Source organism: Pseudomonas gessardii, from assembly GCF_001983165.1.
GTDB lineage: Bacteria > Pseudomonadota > Gammaproteobacteria > Pseudomonadales > Pseudomonadaceae > Aquipseudomonas > Aquipseudomonas gessardii.
In genome coordinates this window covers 108,275-125,643 of sequence record NZ_MNPU01000005.1, presented here as the reverse complement: position 1 = coordinate 125,643, position 17,369 = coordinate 108,275, and the positions used below count along the sequence as shown (strand labels likewise).

Below are 17,369 nucleotides of genomic sequence, written 5' to 3'. Positions count from 1 at the left end.
GCCTGCGATGACGGTGTATCAGTCAATATTTTCAGTGACGGGTGCACCGCTATCGCAGGCAAGCCAGCTCCCACATTGGTTTTATAGTGCTCTTGAGCTTGTGCCGGCCCGCCAGACACCACTCGTCCGCACACCCGCCCTACGGTTGAAATCTCCCCCACCACCCCCATATGAGTTCCATCAGGGCATTTTCGCCCCGCAGCGTGGAGACTCTCCCCTTGACCACCATCGTTTCAGTTCGTCGCCACGGCAAAGTCGTCATGGGCGGCGACGGCCAGGTTTCCCTTGGCAATACCGTGATGAAAGGCAACGCCAAAAAAGTGCGCCGCCTGTACCACGGCCAGGTCCTCGCCGGTTTTGCAGGGGCCACCGCTGACGCCTTTACCCTGTTTGAACGCTTTGAAGGCCAGCTGGAAAAACACCAGGGCCATCTGGTGCGCGCCGCTGTCGAACTGGCCAAGGAGTGGCGCACCGACCGCTCCCTCAGCCGCCTCGAAGCCATGCTTGCCGTCGCCAACAAAGACGCATCCCTGATCATCACCGGCAACGGTGACGTGGTGGAGCCCGAGAACGGCCTGATCGCCATGGGTTCCGGCGGTGGCTATGCCCAGGCCGCCGCCAGTGCCTTGCTGAAGAAAACCGACCTGTCTGCCCGGGAAATCGTCGAGACCGCCCTCGGTATCGCTGGCGATATCTGCGTGTTTACCAACCACAACCTGACCATTGAGGAGCAGGACCTCGCGGAATAAGCCGTCGGCTTTTTCCTGCTTGAGGACCACACACCACTATGTCCATGACTCCCCGCGAAATCGTCCATGAACTCAATCGCCATATCATCGGCCAGGACGATGCCAAGCGCGCCGTTGCCATCGCCCTGCGTAACCGCTGGCGCCGGATGCAACTGCCCGAAGAATTGCGTGTTGAAGTAACCCCCAAGAACATCCTGATGATCGGCCCGACCGGTGTCGGCAAGACCGAGATCGCCCGGCGCCTGGCCAAGCTGGCCAATGCACCGTTCATCAAGGTCGAAGCGACCAAGTTCACCGAAGTCGGCTATGTGGGCCGCGACGTCGAGTCGATCATCCGTGATCTGGCCGACGCCGCCCTGAAACTGCTGCGCGAACAGGAAATGACCAAGGTCAGCCATCGCGCCGAAGACGCCGCCGAAGAGCGCATCCTCGATGCCCTGCTGCCGCCGGCGCGGGCCGGTTTCAATGAAGACGCCGCACCCGCTTCGGATTCCAATACGCGCCAGCTGTTCCGCAAGCGCCTGCGTGAAGGCCAGCTGGACGACAAGGAAATCGAGATCGAAGTCGCCGAAAGCGCCGGCGTCGATATCTCCGCACCGCCTGGCATGGAAGAAATGACCAGCCAGTTGCAGAACCTGTTCGCCAACATGGGCAAGGGCAAGAAGAAAAGCCGCAAGCTCAAGGTCAAGGACGCACTCAAGCTGGTGCGTGACGAAGAAGCCGGGCGCCTGGTCAATGAGGAAGAGCTCAAGGCCAAGGCCCTGGAAGCGGTCGAGCAGCACGGCATCGTGTTTATCGACGAGATCGACAAGGTGGCCAAGCGCGGTAACTCCGGCGGCGTCGATGTATCCCGCGAAGGCGTGCAGCGCGACCTGCTGCCGCTGATCGAAGGCTGCACGGTGAATACCAAGCTGGGCATGGTCAAGACCGACCATATCCTGTTTATCGCTTCCGGCGCGTTCCACCTGAGCAAGCCCAGCGACCTGGTGCCGGAGCTGCAAGGCCGCCTGCCGATTCGCGTGGAACTCAAGGCCCTGACCCCGGGCGACTTCGAGCGCATCCTCAGCGAACCGCATGCTTCGCTGACCGAGCAATACCGCGAGTTGCTGAAAACCGAAGGCCTGGGGATCGAGTTCCTGCCCGACGGTATCAAGCGCCTGGCGGAAATTGCCTGGCAGGTCAACGAGAAGACCGAGAACATCGGCGCCCGTCGCCTGCACACCTTGCTTGAGCGCCTGCTGGAGGAAGTGTCCTTCAGCGCCGGCGACATGGCGGGCGCGCAGAATGGCGTGGCGATCAGGATCGACGCCGACTACGTCAACAACCACCTGGGCGAATTGGCGCAGAACGAAGACCTGTCTCGTTATATCCTGTAAGCCTCACACAGGAACCGCTCTGCTTTAATGTGGGAGCGGGCTTGTGTGGGAGCCGGGCTTGCCCGCGATGGGATCGCCGCGTGGTGTCAGAAACACCGCAGTGATGCCATCGCAGGCAAGCCAGCTCCTACACAAGCCCGCTCCCACATTTTAAAGCCGGTTCCTTCAGGATCATCTCTGAGCGGTTCCCCAAATGACCAAACTGCCCACCGCCATCAACCTGCACAAAGCCTCCAAGACCCTCTCGCTGACCTACGGCCCCGACGAGGTCTATCACCTGAGCGCCGAACTGCTACGGGTGCACTCTCCCTCCGCCGAGGTCCAGGGCCACGGCAAGCCGATCCTGCAATTTGGCAAGCTGAATGTCGGCCTGACCAAGATCGAACCTGCCGGGCAGTACGCACTGAAATTGACCTTCGACGACGGTCATGACAGCGGACTGTTCACCTGGGACTATCTCTACCAACTCGCCGTACGTCAGGACGCGTTGTGGGCCGACTATCTTGCCGAGCTCAAGGCCGCCGGAAAAACCCGCGACCCGAGCCAGTCCGTCATCAAGCTGATGCTCTAGCTCAAGCCTGTTGCTCATTAGTGGGCATTTTCTAATTTCATCTGCTTGAATGCCCTGTGGTGTGATCAAAGATTGGTCCGCTTGCGAAAAAAATTAAACTCGGGTAACCAATGGATCTGGCAAGTTCCCTGCATTTGACGATGCAGTATTTACGGTCACCCGAGCAGCAGTACCAGGCTTGTGTTGTGCATCGATAGTTGGCTGCACAGCGGTACCCGGTACTCGTCTTTCGGACAATGGAGCGTCGTGGATGAGTAACAAGAATAACGATGACTTGAAACGCCAGGCCTCGGAAAACACCCTGGGGCTGAACCCGATCATCGCGTTGCGCAAAAAGGATTTACTGGCTTCGGCGCGGATGGTGCTGACCCAGGCCATCAAGCAACCGTTGCACAGCGTCAAGCACGTCGCCCACTTTGGCGTCGAGTTGAAGAACGTCGTATTCGGCAAATCCGAGCTTGCCCCTGAAAGCGATGACCGTCGCTTCAACGACCCGGCCTGGAGCCAGAACCCCCTCTATAAACGCTACCTGCAAACCTACCTGGCATGGCGCAAGGAGCTGCACGACTGGATCGGTGACAGCAACCTGTCGGAACAGGACATCAGCCGCGGGCACTTTGTCATCAACCTGATGACCGAGGCCATGGCCCCCACCAACAGCGCCGCCAACCCGGCCGCCGTCAAGCGCTTCTTTGAAACCGGTGGCAAGAGCCTGCTGGACGGCCTCTCGCACCTGGCCAAGGACCTGGTGCACAACGGCGGCATGCCGAGCCAGGTGAACATGGGCGCCTTTGAAGTGGGCAAGAGCCTGGGTACCAGCGAAGGCGCGGTGGTGTTTCGCAATGACGTGCTGGAGCTGATCCAGTACAAGCCGATCACCGAACAGGTGTACGAGCGCCCGCTGCTGGTGGTGCCGCCGCAGATCAACAAGTTTTATGTGTTCGACCTGAGCCCGGACAAGAGCCTGGCGCGTTTCTGCCTGCGCAATAACCAGCAAACCTTTATCGTCAGTTGGCGCAACCCCACCAAGGCCCAGCGCGAATGGGGCCTGTCGACCTATATCGAGGCGCTGAAAGAGGCGGTGGATGTGGTCACGGCGATTACCGGCAGCAAGGACGTCAACATGCTCGGCGCCTGCTCGGGCGGTATCACCTGCACCGCGCTACTGGGCCACTATGCGGCGCTGGGCGAGAAGAAGGTCAACGCCCTGACCTTGCTGGTGAGCGTGCTGGACACCACCCTCGACACCCAGGTGGCCCTGTTCGTCGACGAGCAGACCCTGGAAGCGGCCAAGCGCCATTCCTACCAGGCCGGCGTGCTGGAAGGCCGGGACATGGCCAAGGTGTTTGCCTGGATGCGCCCCAATGACCTGATCTGGAACTATTGGGTCAACAACTACCTGCTGGGCAATGAACCGCCGGTGTTTGACATCCTGTTCTGGAACAACGACACCACACGCTTGCCGGCGGCCTTCCACGGCGACCTGATCGAACTGTTCAAGAACAACCCGCTGGTGCGGGCCAATGCCCTGGAAGTGTGCGGCACCCCGATCGACCTCAAGCAGGTGACGGCCGATATCTACTCGCTGGCGGGCACCAACGACCACATCACACCGTGGCAGTCCTGCTACAAGTCGGCGCAGTTGTTTGGCGGCAAGGTCGAGTTCGTGCTGTCCAGCAGCGGGCATATCCAGAGCATCCTCAACCCCCCCGGCAACCCCAAGGCGCGTTACCAGACCAGCGAGAGCATGGGCGAGAAGGCCCTGGACTGGCAGGAAAACGCCACCAAGCATACCGACTCGTGGTGGCTGCACTGGCAGGGCTGGCTGGGGGAGCGTTCGGGCAAGTTGAAGAAGTCACCTACGATTTTGGGTAACAAGGCCTACGCAGCGGCGGAAGCTGCACCCGGGACATACGTGCACGAGCGGTAAGGCAGACACCTTTGCGCGATTGCAATGGGATCAAATGTGGGAACTCGGTCAAGGTGGGAGCGGGCTTGCTCGCGATGCAGGCAACACGGTGTCTCTGTCAAACCGAGTGGATGCCATCGCGGGCAAGCCCGCTCCCACACAAACCACACACATTGGCCCCATTCCAGCAGTAACACTTCACAGGGCTTGAGCATGCCGCAACCGTTCATCTTCCGTACCATCGACCTGGATGGCCAGACCATCCGCACGGCGGTACGACCGGGCAAGTCTCACTTGACGCCGCTGCTGATTTTCAACGGCATCGGCGCCAACCTTGAGCTGGTGTTTCCGTTCGTCCAGGCTCTTGACCCGGACCTGGAAGTGATTGCCTTCGACGTACCCGGGGTGGGCGGCTCGTCGACACCCAGCCGGCCCTATCGCTTTCCCGGCCTGGCCAAACTCACCGCACGTATGCTCGATTACCTGGACTATGGCCAGGTCAATGCCGTCGGGGTGTCCTGGGGCGGTGCCCTGGCGCAGCAGTTTGCCTACGACTACCCGGAGCGCTGCAAAAAGCTGATCCTCGCCGCCACCGCCGCCGGCGCCTTTATGGTGCCCGGCAAGCCGAAGGTGCTGTGGCTGATGGCCAGCCCGCGGCGCTACATCCAACCGTCCCACGTGGTGCGTATCGCGCCGATGATCTATGGCGGCTCGTTTCGCCGGGACTCAAAGCTGGCCGCCGAACACGCGAGCAAAGTGCGCTCGGCCGGCAAGCTGGGCTACTACTGGCAACTGTTCGCAGGGTTTGGCTGGACCAGCATTCACTGGCTGCACAAGATCAAGCAACCCACCCTGGTGCTGGCCGGCGACGATGACCCACTGATCCCGCTGGTCAACATGCGCATGCTGGCCTGGCGCATTCCCAATGCGCAGTTGCACATCATCGACGATGGCCACCTGTTCCTGATCACCCGGGCCGAAGCGGTGGCACCGATCATCATGAAATTTCTCCAGGAGGAACGCTTGCGCGCGGTAATCCACCCGCAACCGGCCCCCCTATAGCAGCACCTGAGCGATATCGGATCAGGATGATCCTTATGCGCAACTTGGCCAGAACCGACTATGGTTCTGCATTGGCGTGCTTGTTGATGAATTGACGAAGGAGTGTTGACTCATGCGTGACAGACCCCTGAAGACCCCGGCGCCCACACCCGCCGCGTTCATCAATGCACAAAGTGCAATCACCGGCCTGCGTGGCCGGGACCTGCTGTCGACCCTGCGCAGCGTCGCCGCCCATGGGCTGCGCAACCCGCTGCACAGCGCCCGGCATGCGTTGGCGTTGGGTGGGCAATTGGGCCGGGTGTTACTGGGTGAAACCGTGCACGAACCCAACCCCCACGACCGCCGTTTCGCCGACCCCACCTGGACCCTCAACCCCCTGTACCGGCGCAGCCTGCAGGCGTATTTGAGCTGGCAGAAACAAACCCGGCACTGGATTGACGACAGCCACCTGAGCGACGACGACCGCGCACGGGCGCACTTTGCCTTCTCGTTGCTCAACGATGCCCTGTCGCCGTCCAACACCCTGCTCAACCCGCTGGCGATCAAGGAGTTGCTCAACTCCGGCGGCAACAGCGTGGTGCGCGGCATGGGCAACCTGTTCGATGACCTGCTGCACAACAACGGCCTGCCGCGCCAGGTCACCAAGCAGGCCTTCGAGGTCGGCAAGACGGTAGCCACCACGCCCGGCTCGGTGGTGTTTCGCAATGAACTGCTGGAGCTGATCCAGTACAAGCCCATGAGCGAAAAACAGTACGCCAGGCCACTGCTGGTGGTGCCGCCGCAGATCAACAAGTACTACATTTTCGATTTGAGCCCGGCCAACAGTTTCGTGCAGTACGCCCTGAAAAACGGCCTACAGGTGTTTATGGTCAGTTGGCGCAACCCGGATGTGCGCCATCGCGAGTGGGGCCTGTCGACCTATGTGGCAGCGCTGGAGGAAGCGCTGAATATCTGCCGGGCAATCAGCGGCGCCCGCGAAGTGAACCTGATGGGCGCCTGCGCCGGTGGCCTGACCATCGCCGCCCTGCAAGGCCACCTGCAAGCCAAGCGCCAACAACGGCGGGTCGCCAGCGCCACGTACCTGGTGAGCCTGCTGGACAGCCAGCTCGACAGCCCCGCCACGCTGTTTGCCGACGAACAGACCCTGGAAGCGGCCAAGCGTCGCTCCTACCAGGAAGGGGTGCTCGATGGCCGGGACATGGCCAAGGTCTTCGCCTGGATGCGCCCCAACGACCTGATCTGGAACTACTGGATCAACAACTACTTGCTGGGCAAGGAACCGCCCGCGTTCGACATCCTGTACTGGAACAACGACAACACCCGCTTGCCGGCAGCCTTGCACGGCGATCTGCTGGATTTCTTCAAGCACAACCCGTTGAGCCACCCTGGCGGCCTGGAAGTCTGCGGCACACCCATCGACTTGCATAAAGTCACCGTCGACAGCTTTAGCGTGGCCGGCATCAACGATCACATCACGCCATGGGACGCGGTCTACCGCTCGACCTTGCTGCTGGGCGGCGACAAACGTTTTGTGCTTTCCAACAGCGGGCATATCCAGAGCATCCTCAACCCGCCGGGCAACCCCAAGGCCAACTTCGTCGAAAACCTCAAGCTGAGCAGCGACCCACGCGCCTGGTACTACGACGCCAGCCACGTCGAGGGCAGTTGGTGGCCGCAGTGGCTTGAGTGGATCCAGCAACGTTCCGGGGTGCAGCGCGAGACCCTGACAGCCCTGGGCAACCAGAACTACCCACCGATGGAAGCAGCGCCGGGCACCTATGTGCGGGTGCGCTGAGCTCAACGATCAGATTAAGAAGACTGGATGAAAACCCGCGACCGTATCCTGGAATGCGCCCTGCAGTTGTTCAACCGCAAGGGCGAGCCGAATGTTTCAACCATGGAGGTGGCCAATGAAATGGGGATCAGCCCCGGCAACCTCTACTACCACTTCCATGGCAAGGAGCCCCTGGTGCTGGGGTTGTTCGAGCGCTTCCAGGGGGAATTGGCGCCACTGCTCGACCCGCCGGCGGATGTGCAGTTGGCGCCGGAGGATTACTGGCTGTTCCTGCACCTGATCGTTGAGCGCATGGCGCACTATCGGTTCCTGTTCCAGGACCTGTCGAACCTGGCCGGGCGCTTGCCGAAGCTGGCCAAGGGCATTCGCCACCTGCTGACCGCACTCAAGCGCACCCTGGCTTCGCTGCTGGCCCGGCTCAAGACCGAGGGGCAGCTGGTCAGCGATACCCAGGCCCTGGGGCAACTGGTGGAGCAGATCACCATGACCCTGCTGTTTTCCCTGGATTACCAGCGGATCCTCGATCGCGAGGCCGAGGTGCGGGTGGCGGTGTATCAAGTGATGATGCTGGTGGCGCCGCACCTGTTGATGCCGGCACGGTTGGCTACCGAGCGTTTTGCTCTGCGCTACCTGGACGACACGGACTAGAAATGTGGGAGCGGGCTTGCTCGCGATTGCGGTGGGTCAGCCAACAAATCTGGCACTGATACACCGCTATCGCGGGCAAGCCCGCTCCCACACAAGCCCACACACATTAGGAATGTGTTGTTGCAAGCACCCAGTAAAACGCCCGACCTTTGCAGGCCGGGCGTTTTTATACGTCCCGTGAATCAGGACTGACTGGATGGCGTCGGGGTTGCCGGCGTTACAGTCGGGGTTGCGGCGGCGGGTGTCGGCGCAGTGGCCGAGTTGGTCGCGGGGGCCGGGGTTGCAGGCTTGGCCGCTACCGCTGGTTTTGGCGCTGCTGGCTTCTTGGCTACGACGGGTTTCTTCGCCGCTGGCTTTGCAGCCGGCTTGGCAGCCGCAGGTTTGGCTGCTGGCTTAGCGGCAGCCGGTTTGGCTGCAACTGGCTTGGCAGCCGGTTTGGCGGCAGCCGTTTTGGCCGCTGGCTTGGCGGCCGGTTTCGCTGCCGGCTTGGCCGCTACAGGCTTCTTGGCAGCAGGCTTGGCTGCTGGTTTGGCTGCTGCGGTTTTCGCCGCAGGCTTGGCAACTGCCTTGGCCGCAGGTTTAGCTGCAGATTTGGCAGCGGCCTTGACCAGAGGCTTGGCCACGGTTTTTGCCGCAGGTTTGGCCGCAGCCGTCTTCGCCACCGGCTTGGCAGCCGGTTTTGCAGCTGCTTTCACTGGGGCAACTTTAGCGCCGGTGAGTTTTTCGATTTGCTTGGTCAGGGTATCGACCTTGCTGTGCAGCGCCTTCACTTCAGTACGGCTAGGCACGCCCAATCGCGAAATGGCATTGTTGAGGCGCTTGTCGAGTGCGCCTTCAAGCTCACCCCAAGTTCCCAACACCTGTTTCTTCGCATCACTGATGCGCGAACCGGCAGTTGCCTTGGCCGCAGTAACTTGTTTACCGACTGTGCTCTTGGTCAACTTCTCGGCCTTCTCGCCGTCTTTAACCAAAGTCTCGAAGAGTTTGCTACCGTCACTGTCGATCTTCGAGTACACGCCTAAACCAGCCAGCCAGATCTTGCGGGAATATTCTTCAACTTTCCCGACCCAAGAGCTGCCTTCTTTCTGAGTAGTCTTTTTAACAGCCATCCGATGTCTCCTTAGTGTTTACGCGCGACACGTTCGAGCAATGCCGTTAGCTCATCGAGCTTAGCAGAGAGTGTCTCCACGTCATGTTTAGACGCAATGCCGATTCGATTCAAGGCACTTGCAACACGCGCATCAAAAGCCTTCTCGACTTTATCCAGTTGCACTTCGACGCGACCTTTGACGCTGGAGACATTGCTCTTAACGTAATCAATCTGACTGTTGGCGGCATCAAGTTGTTCATTCACAACTTTTTTACCTTTACTTTCAACATGTTGACCAGTCTTGACGAGTTCCTTGAAGTACTCGCTGCCTTCGCTGCCGACCTTCGCATAAGCCCCCAAACCCGCCAACCAGATCTTGCGAGCATAGGTTTTAACGTCGCTCAGGGCGCTGATTTGGGTGTCGATTTTTTTCTTCAAAATAACTTTGGCCATGGTGCACCTCACGCATAAAAGGGTGGAGGAACTGCCCACAGGAGTTGAGGGCTGAATACAAAGTAGGGAGAAAAATTAGAATCGGCACCCTAAGAACAGCGCAATGGGCCGCCAGCCAATGCGGCGCGCGGTCGCAGCTCAGGCCAGGGCCTTATCCAGGGCCTTCTCGATTTCGGACTTGATGGTGCCACTCATGGCCGACATCAACAGGCCCAGTTCCACATCGATCCTTAACGAATCCTCAGCTACTTTCAGTGTGCCTTTGACGCCGGAACGCTTGAGGTTCAACGTGTCGCCAGACCACGAAGGCTCCAGGCCATATTGCTCCTTGAGTTTATGCGCCAACTTCTCGGCTTTCGCCCTGGCGGCTTCCTTACCCAGTGCGTGGGCACGTTCAATCTGTATGCGGGCCATTTGAATGACTCCTCGTTATAAAGACATATTGAGCACCCGGCTCACCCGCCATGCGGCAAAAGGTCTCGGTGGCCACCTATCTTACCTTCAGCCTTGCCAAGACAAAGCATGCCTTGGGGATTAGAATGCCCCCATTCTCTTTTGGTGACAGCGATATGACTGATCAGCGCAAAGGCAGCGATGCCGAACCCACCACTCACTTCGGCTTCAAGAACGTCCCGGAAAGCCAGAAAGCGGAAAAAGTCGCTGAGGTGTTCCACTCCGTGGCCGCCAAGTACGACCTGATGAACGACGTGCTGTCGGGCGGCATGCACCGCTTGTGGAAACGTTTCACCATCGAATTGTCCGGCGTGCGCGCCGGCAACCGCGTGCTGGACATCGCCGGCGGCACGGGCGACCTGGCCGCCAAGTTCTCCAAGCTGGTTGGCCCCACCGGCCAGGTGGTATTGGCCGACATCAACGGCTCGATGCTCAAGGTCGGTCGCGACCGCCTGCTGGACAAGGGCGTGGCGGGCAATATCGAGTTCGTCCAGGCCGACGCTGAAAAGCTGCCGTTCCCCGACAACCATTTCGACTGCGTGACCATCGCCTTCGGCCTGCGCAACGTGACCCACAAGGAAGACGCCCTGCGCTCGATGCTGCGGGTGCTCAAGCCGGGCGGGCGCCTGCTGGTGCTGGAGTTCTCCAAGCCGACCAACGCGCTGATGTCCAAGGTCTACGACACTTACTCGTTCGCCTTCATGCCGTTGATGGGCAAGCTGATCACCAATGACGCCGAGAGCTATCGCTACCTGGCCGAATCGATCCGCATGCACCCCAACCAGGAAACCCTGAAGTCGATGATGGTCGAGGCCGGTTTCGACCGCGTGACCTACCACAACATGACCTCGGGCATCGTTGCCCTGCATCGCGGCATCAAGCCCTGATGTTGTTCACCGGCCTTCTCGCCAGCGTCGAACACGGCCTCAACCGTGTCCTGCGCCTGGACAGCACCGCCCTGGCGCGGCTGGCGCACCTGAACGGCAAGATCATTGCCGTCGATTGCAGCAGCCCGGCCTTGCAGCTGTTTATCCTGCCCAGCGATGAAGGCCTGTTGCTCGCCGCGCACTGGGCCGCCGACGCCGACTGCACCCTGCGTGCGCCGGCGGCGAGCCTGCTGCGCCTGGCCCTGAGCCGCGACAAGACCGCGGTCCTGCACGGCCCGGACGTGACCCTTGAAGGCGACAGCGCGGTGCTGATGGACCTGGCCGCCGTGCTGCAAGACCTGGAGCTGGACTGGGAATACGAGCTGTCGCGCTGGCTCGGCCCGGTGGCCACCCAGTTGATCAGCGGGCACCTGCGCAGCCGCTCGCGCTGGTACCAGCAGGGTTTCGCCAGCCTCAACCAGAACCTCGCCGAATACCTGAGCGAAGAATCGCGCACCCTCGTCGGACAACGGGAAGCCGAAGCGCGCTTTCGTGAACTCGACCAGGCCAAACTCGACCTGGAACGGCTTGAGGCGCGCTTCGAGCGCCTGAGCCGCTCCCTTGATCCAAGCGATAACGCATGAAGCTGCTCGCCGTCCGCCGTCTGTTCCGCATCCAACGCGTCGTCATTCGCTACCGCCTCGATGACCTGCTGTTCGCCCTGCCGCTGCCGTGGTTGTTGCTGGCAGTGCGCTATGTGCTGCCGTGGCGCTGGTTCCCGCGCAAGACCCTGGACCTGAGCCGTGGCGCGCGCCTGCGCCTGGCTTTGCAGGACCTGGGGCCGATCTTCATCAAGTTCGGGCAGATCCTGTCGACCCGCCGCGACCTGCTGCCTGAAGACATCGCCGACGAGCTGATGCTGTTGCAGGACCGCGTGCCGCCGTTCGACTCACAGCAGTCGATGAAGCTGATCGAAGAACAGCTGGGCAAGAAAATCAGCGACGTGTTCAGCCGGTTCGACGTCGAGCCCCTGGCCTCGGCCTCGGTCGCCCAGGTGCACGCCGCGCAGCTGAAAACCGGCGAAGAGGTAGTGGTCAAGGTGATCCGCCCCGGCCTCAAGCCGATCATCGGCCAGGACCTGGCGTGGCTGTTCATCCTGGCCCGTGCCGCCGAGCGTTTCTCGGCCGATGCGCGCCTGCTGCACCCGGTGGACGTGGTCGCCGACTACGAAAAAACCATCTACGACGAACTCGACCTATTGCGTGAAGCGGCCAACGCCAGCCAGCTCAAGCGCAACTTCGAGGGCTCGCCGCTGCTGTACGTGCCGCAGGTGTATTGGGACTGGTGCCGGCCCAAAGTGCTGGTGATGGAGCGCATCTACGGCGTACAGGTCACCGACCTCGCGACCCTGGCCGACCAGCGCACCGATATGAAGATGCTGGCCGAGCGCGGGGTGGAGATTTTCTTCACCCAGGTGTTCCGCGACAGTTTCTTCCACGCCGACATGCACCCCGGCAATATCTTCGTCAGCACGGTGAACCCGTGGAGCCCGCAGTACATTGCGATCGACTGTGGCATCGTCGGCAGCCTCACGCCCGAGGACCAGGACTACCTGGCACGTAACCTGTTCGCCTTCTTCAAGCGTGACTACCGCCGCGTGGCGCAGTTGCACATCGACTCGGGCTGGGTGCCGGCCGAAACCAAGCTCAATGAATTCGAGGCGGCGATCCGCACCGTGTGCGAGCCGATCTTTGAAAAACCGTTAAAAGATATTTCATTCGGCCAGGTGCTGATGCGCCTGTTCCAGACCGCGCGGCGCTTCAATATGGAAGTGCAACCGCAACTGGTGCTGCTGCAAAAGACCCTGCTCAATATCGAAGGCCTGGGCCGCCAGCTGTACCCGGACCTGGACCTGTGGAACACCGCGCAACCGTTCCTCGAACGCTGGATGCGCGAACGCGTCAGCCCGAAAACCCTGCTGGGCAACCTGCACAGCCAGGTCGAGCAACTGCCGCACCTGGCCAACATGACCCGCGACCTGCTGGAGCGCATGTCCCAGCCCCACGCCAAGGACCCGGCGCCGCCGTGGCATCAACGCAAGGACGACTGGTTCCTGCGCCTGCTGGGCGCAGCGCACCTGGGCGGTGGCGCGGTGCTCGCGGCCGGTGGGCCCTTGAACGCACTGGGTTACTGGCCTGCGGGCATCATGGTCGCCGTGGGCCTTTATCTGGTCGTGCGTCGATAGCCCGAGCGGTTATACACTGTTGCACATCGCCGGAGCGGCTAGCGCACGGTTGTTGGAGTTAAAAATGAAAGACTGGCTGGACGAGATCAAATGGGACAGTGATGGCCTGGTGCCAGCCATTGCCCAGGACCACAAGACCGGGCGCATCCTGATGATGGCCTGGATGAACCGCGAGGCCCTGGGCCTGACTGCCGCCGAGCAGCGTGCCATCTACTGGTCACGTTCCCGTGGCAAACTGTGGCGCAAGGGCGAGGAGTCCGGGCATGTGCAAAAACTGCATGAAATGCGCCTGGACTGCGACGCCGACGTGATCGTGCTGATGGTCGAGCAAGTCGGCGACATCGCCTGCCATACCGGCCGCCACAGCTGCTTCTACCGGGTGTTCGAGAACGGCGCATGGAAAACCGTCGAGCCGGTGCTCAAAGACCCGCACGCCATTTACTCGGCAGGACATTGAACATGAGCGATACCCTCAACCGTGTGGCCCAGGTGCTGGAGGACCGCAAAGGTGCGGACGCCGACAGCTCCTATGTCGCCAGCCTGTACCACAAGGGCCTGAACAAGATTCTGGAAAAACTCGGCGAAGAATCCGTCGAGACCATCATCGCGGCCAAGGATGCACAAATCAGCGGCGATTACAGCGATGTAATCTATGAGACTGCCGACTTGTGGTTCCATAGCCTGGTGATGCTCGCCCAACTGGGGCAGCACCCACAGGCCGTGCTGGATGAACTGGACCGTCGCTTCGGCTTGTCCGGGCATGCCGAAAAGGCCTCGCGCCCGTCCGCCTGAATAACTTTCTGACTTAAGGAATTGCAGCATGGGCATTTTTGACTGGAAACACTGGGTGGTTATTCTCGTGGTGGTCGTCCTGGTGTTCGGTACCAAGAAACTGAAGAACCTGGGCACCGACGTCGGCGAATCCATCAAGGGCTTTCGCAAGGCCATGAACGACGACGAAAAGCCAGCCGACACCGGCGCCAACCCGGCGCAGCCTGTGCACCCGCAGGCCGCACAGCCGATCACTGAACGCCGCACCTTCGACGTGCAGGCCGAAAAAGTCGAAGAGCCGTCCCGCAAAGACTCGTGAGCACTGACTAATGTTTGGTATCAGCTTCTCTGAACTGCTGCTCGTCGGCCTCGTCGCCCTGCTGGTGCTGGGGCCTGAACGCCTGCCTGGCGCGGCGCGCACGGCTGGCCTGTGGGTCGGGCGCCTGAAACGCAGTTTCAACGCCATCAAGCAGGAAGTTGAACGGGAAATCGGCGCCGACGAGATTCGTCGTCAGCTGCACAACGAACATATTCTGTCCCTGGAGCAGGAGGCGCGCAAAATCCTCGCGCCCCAGCAACAGGCGCCGACACCGGTTGAGCCGGTGGCCGAGCAGAGCATTGCACCCGTGGTCCAAACCACTGCCTGCGCAACGCCCGCGCCCCCAGCAGAGCCCGCGCCGACGCCCACCGCGTCGCCCGCGCCCCACGACCCTACATTGCCGCCGCGAGCCCCATGAGCGCTGATAAACCGGAAAACGACCAGCATATGCCGCTGGTCTCGCACCTCACCGAGTTGCGCACCCGCCTGCTGCGCTGCGTCGCGGCGATTTTCGTGATCTTTGCCGGGCTGTTTGCCTTTACCCAGCAGATCTACACCTTCGTCTCGACGCCGCTGCGCGAGTACCTGCCGGTGGGCGCGACGATGATCGCCACCGACGTGTCCTCGCCGTTCCTCACGCCGCTCAAGCTGACGATGATGGTGTCGCTGTTTTTGGCGATCCCGGTGATCCTGCACCAGATCTGGGGCTTTATCGCCCCCGGCCTGTACAAGCATGAAAAACGCATCGCGGTGCCACTGCTGGTGTCGAGCATCATGCTGTTCTACACCGGCATGGCGTTCGCCTACTTCCTGGTGTTCCCGTTGATCTTCAAGTTCTTCGCCGCCGCCACCCCGGCCGGCGTGGAAATGATGACCGACATCACCAGCTACCTCGACTTCGTGATGACGCTGTTCTTCGCCTTTGGCGTGGCCTTCGAGATCCCGGTGGCGGTGGTGTTGCTGGTGTGGATCGGCGTGGTCGACGTCAAGTACCTGCGCAAGATCCGCCCGTACGTGATTATCGGCTGCTTTGTGGTCGGCATGATCCTCACCCCGCCGGATATCTTCTCGCAGACCTTGCTGGCCGTGCCGATGTGGATGCTGTTTGAAGTGGGCATCCTGTTTGGCAGCCTGGTGAGCAAGCGCGGCGAACACCCGGACGACCAACCTGCCGATGACGACCAGCCGCCAGCGACCCAACCGTGAACCTGCTGTTGCTGGAAGAGGCCGACTTTATCGCGGCCGACCGGGTGGTTTTGCGTGACCGGCGCCTGGTGCATATGCAGGAGGTGCATCGCGTGGCAGTCGGCGACAGCCTGCGCGTGGGGCGCATTGGCGGCTTGATGGGCAATGCCCAGGTGCTGCGCCTGGAAGCGGGCGAAGCCGAGCTGCAAATCAGCCTCGACCAGCCGCCACCGGCCAAACTACCGCTGACGTTACTGCTGGCCCTGCCGCGCCCGAAAATGCTGCGCCGGGTATTGCAGACCGTGGCGTCCATGGGGGTGCCACGGGTGGTGCTGGTCAACAGCTATCGGGTCGAGAAAAGCTTCTGGCAGACCCCCTTCCTGGAGCCCGAAGCGGTTCGCGAGCAACTGATCCTCGGCCTGGAGCAGGCACGGGATACGGTATTGCCCGAGATCATCATCGAAAAGCGCTTCAAGCCCTTCGTCGAAGACCGCCTGCCGGCCCTGGCCCAGGGCACCCTGGGCCTGGTCGGGCATCCCGGCGATTACCCACCGTGCCCACGCGGCCTGGATGAACCGGTGACCCTGGCCATCGGCCCGGAAGGTGGCTGGATCCCCTATGAGGTGGATTTGCTGGCCAAGGCCGGGTTGCAGCCGGTGCAACTGGGCGCGCGGATCCTGCGCGTGGAAACGGCCGTGACCGCCCTGCTCGCCCGCCTCTTCTAACCCCACCCTCCAAACACCACAGCTCCCACAAGTCTTTATGCCGCTACAGAATCGCGCTTGCATGCCGATAGCCTCAGGATAAGTCCAAGCCTTGTTCAGGGGAGTTCACCGCATGCACCGTTGGCTAGCTGAAAAACTGGGGAATGTAAGCGTCAATCGCAAGCTGAGCGTGGGCTTTGGCCTGGTCTTGGTCCTCACGCTCCTGATCACCTTCACCGGCTGGACGGGCCTGGGTGGTGTGATCAGCCGTGGCGACAAACTGGGCTTTATTGCCAGCCTCAATGAACTGACCAAAGACCTGCGCCAGGCCCGCCTGGACTATGAAATGCGCCGTGGCGAACAAGGCCCGGGGCTGGTCAACGAGCTGATGGACAAACTCGACAGCGGCCTGAAAACCGCGCGCAGCCAGCTCGAGCAACCGGCCGATATCGCCATCATCGATGAGCAGTTGGCCGCCGTTGCCAAGTATCGACAGGCCTTCAGCACCATGGTCCAGGCCGGTGCCCACCGCGAAGATGCCCGCAGCAAACTGGGCGCTACCGCCGACAGTGCCGTCGTGCGTGTCTCGGAAATCGAAAAAACCCTGCTGCAAGGCGACAGCGTCACCCAGTTCAACAGCGTGGTCGAGCTGAGCAAGCTGATTCAGCAGGCGCGCTTCCAGGTGCGCGGCTACAGCTACAGTGCCAAAGCCGAGGCCGAGCAGCCGGCCCTGGACGCCATCAGCAATGCCCTGAAAAACCTCGACAGCCTGCGCAGTCAACTACCGGAACAGTACGGCGCCAACCTGCTGGAAGCCAACGACGCCCTCAAGGCCTACCTCGCCGCCGTCAGTCAATTCCGCGACTCCCAAGTGGCCAGTGCGGCAGCCCTCAAGGCCATGGCCGAGCAAGGCGACCTGCTGTTTGACCGCAGCAAGAAACTCACCGCGTCGCAAACCGTGGTCCGCGACAACGATGCCACACAGGCCAAGCAACTGCTGATGCTGGCGACGGCCCTGGCCCTGGCTTTCGGCTTGTTCGCCGCCTGGGCGATTACCCGGCAGATCGTGATCCCCTTGAGCCAGACCCTCAAGGTCGCCGAACGTGTCGCCGCCGGTGACCTGAGCCACAACCTGGTCTCGCAACGCCAGGACGAACTGGGTCAACTGCAACG

General features: G+C 61.3%; 19 protein-coding genes and 1 pseudogene. 17 read left to right on the top strand and 3 right to left on the bottom strand.

Features of this window, described 5'->3' with window-relative positions:
* Positions 1–218: 218 nt before the first annotated feature.
* The 7 genes from hslV (at position 219) to BLL38_RS05975 (ending at position 8,110) form a co-directional block, all read left to right on the top strand.
* Complete coding sequence (gene hslV / locus BLL38_RS06005; RefSeq protein ID WP_017738857.1) at positions 219–749, top strand: ATP-dependent protease subunit HslV; 531 nt, start codon at positions 219–221, stop codon at positions 747–749.
* Between the two features lie 38 nt (positions 750–787).
* Positions 788–2,125, top strand: coding sequence for an ATP-dependent protease ATPase subunit HslU (gene hslU, locus BLL38_RS06000; protein WP_076961713.1), 1,338 nt, complete (start codon positions 788–790; stop codon positions 2,123–2,125).
* Positions 2,126–2,318: 193 nt separating this feature from the next.
* Positions 2,319–2,696, top strand: a complete 378-nt coding sequence (locus BLL38_RS05995) for a gamma-butyrobetaine hydroxylase family protein (RefSeq protein ID WP_076961712.1) — start codon at positions 2,319–2,321, stop codon at positions 2,694–2,696.
* Between the two features lie 250 nt (positions 2,697–2,946).
* Positions 2,947–4,626 carry a class II poly(R)-hydroxyalkanoic acid synthase gene (gene phaC, locus BLL38_RS05990; RefSeq protein ID WP_076961711.1) on the top strand — a complete coding sequence of 560 codons (1,680 nt, stop codon included), beginning with the start codon at positions 2,947–2,949 and terminating at the stop codon, positions 4,624–4,626.
* 192 nt (positions 4,627–4,818) lie between these two features.
* Positions 4,819–5,667, top strand: coding sequence for a poly(3-hydroxyalkanoate) depolymerase (phaZ, locus tag BLL38_RS05985; RefSeq protein WP_076961710.1), 849 nt, complete (start codon positions 4,819–4,821; stop codon positions 5,665–5,667).
* 112 nt (positions 5,668–5,779) lie between these two features.
* A complete protein-coding gene (gene phaC / locus BLL38_RS05980; RefSeq protein WP_076961709.1) occupies positions 5,780–7,462 on the top strand; it encodes a class II poly(R)-hydroxyalkanoic acid synthase in 1,683 nt (560 codons plus the stop codon).
* A gap of 27 nt (positions 7,463–7,489) precedes the next feature.
* Positions 7,490–8,110: a TetR/AcrR family transcriptional regulator gene (locus BLL38_RS05975; RefSeq protein ID WP_076961708.1), complete on the top strand. Its 621-nt coding sequence runs from the start codon at positions 7,490–7,492 to the stop codon at positions 8,108–8,110.
* Between the two features lie 182 nt (positions 8,111–8,292).
* Here the strand turns inward: BLL38_RS05975 and BLL38_RS05970 are convergent, their stop codons facing one another.
* The 3 genes from BLL38_RS05970 to BLL38_RS05960 form a co-directional block, all read right to left on the bottom strand.
* Positions 8,293–9,219, bottom strand: a complete 927-nt coding sequence (locus BLL38_RS05970; protein WP_076961707.1) for a phasin family protein — start codon at positions 9,217–9,219, stop codon at positions 8,293–8,295.
* A gap of 11 nt (positions 9,220–9,230) precedes the next feature.
* The gene (locus BLL38_RS05965) at positions 9,231–9,653 is read right to left on the bottom strand and encodes a phasin family protein (protein WP_076961706.1); all 423 of its coding nucleotides are present in this window, start codon (positions 9,651–9,653) and stop codon (positions 9,231–9,233) included.
* 138 nt (positions 9,654–9,791) lie between these two features.
* The gene (locus BLL38_RS05960) at positions 9,792–10,067 is read right to left on the bottom strand and encodes a polyhydroxyalkanoic acid system family protein (protein ID WP_038445377.1); all 276 of its coding nucleotides are present in this window, start codon (positions 10,065–10,067) and stop codon (positions 9,792–9,794) included.
* A gap of 155 nt (positions 10,068–10,222) precedes the next feature.
* On the opposite strand from BLL38_RS05960, the gene ubiE reads away from it, so the two are divergent.
* From ubiE to BLL38_RS31810, 10 genes and pseudogenes are all read left to right on the top strand, one after another.
* Positions 10,223–10,993 (top strand): bifunctional demethylmenaquinone methyltransferase/2-methoxy-6-polyprenyl-1,4-benzoquinol methylase UbiE, encoded by a 771-nt coding sequence (gene ubiE, locus BLL38_RS05955; RefSeq protein ID WP_076961787.1) that lies wholly within the window; start codon positions 10,223–10,225, stop codon positions 10,991–10,993.
* Positions 10,993–11,616, top strand: coding sequence for a ubiquinone biosynthesis accessory factor UbiJ (locus tag BLL38_RS05950; RefSeq protein ID WP_076961705.1), 624 nt, complete (start codon positions 10,993–10,995; stop codon positions 11,614–11,616). Before ubiE ends, BLL38_RS05950 begins: the two co-directional genes overlap by 1 nt.
* Positions 11,613–13,217, top strand: a complete 1,605-nt coding sequence (gene ubiB / locus BLL38_RS05945) for a ubiquinone biosynthesis regulatory protein kinase UbiB (protein WP_076961704.1) — start codon at positions 11,613–11,615, stop codon at positions 13,215–13,217. Before BLL38_RS05950 ends, ubiB begins: the two co-directional genes overlap by 4 nt.
* A 64-nt stretch (positions 13,218–13,281) precedes the next feature.
* Positions 13,282–13,674, top strand: a complete 393-nt coding sequence (gene hisI / locus BLL38_RS05940; RefSeq protein WP_076961703.1) for a phosphoribosyl-AMP cyclohydrolase — start codon at positions 13,282–13,284, stop codon at positions 13,672–13,674.
* A 2-nt stretch (positions 13,675–13,676) separates the two neighbouring features.
* Complete coding sequence (locus BLL38_RS05935; RefSeq protein WP_003187881.1) at positions 13,677–14,009, top strand: phosphoribosyl-ATP diphosphatase; 333 nt, start codon at positions 13,677–13,679, stop codon at positions 14,007–14,009.
* A gap of 28 nt (positions 14,010–14,037) precedes the next feature.
* On the top strand, positions 14,038–14,307 hold the full coding sequence (locus BLL38_RS05930; RefSeq protein ID WP_076961702.1) for a twin-arginine translocase TatA/TatE family subunit: 270 nt from the start codon (positions 14,038–14,040) through the stop codon (positions 14,305–14,307).
* A gap of 10 nt (positions 14,308–14,317) precedes the next feature.
* Positions 14,318–14,725 (top strand): Sec-independent protein translocase protein TatB, encoded by a 408-nt coding sequence (gene tatB / locus BLL38_RS05925; RefSeq protein WP_076961701.1) that lies wholly within the window; start codon positions 14,318–14,320, stop codon positions 14,723–14,725.
* The gene (gene tatC / locus BLL38_RS05920) at positions 14,722–15,513 is read left to right on the top strand and encodes a twin-arginine translocase subunit TatC (protein WP_032862241.1); all 792 of its coding nucleotides are present in this window, start codon (positions 14,722–14,724) and stop codon (positions 15,511–15,513) included. The genes tatB and tatC overlap by 4 nt, the downstream gene beginning before the upstream one ends.
* Positions 15,510–16,217 (top strand): 16S rRNA (uracil(1498)-N(3))-methyltransferase, encoded by a 708-nt coding sequence (locus BLL38_RS05915; RefSeq protein ID WP_076961700.1) that lies wholly within the window; start codon positions 15,510–15,512, stop codon positions 16,215–16,217. The genes tatC and BLL38_RS05915 overlap by 4 nt, the downstream gene beginning before the upstream one ends.
* A gap of 112 nt (positions 16,218–16,329) precedes the next feature.
* Positions 16,330–17,343, top strand: a pseudogene (locus BLL38_RS31810) (methyl-accepting chemotaxis protein); the annotation flags it as partial.
* Between the last annotated feature and the right edge of the window lie 26 nt (positions 17,344–17,369).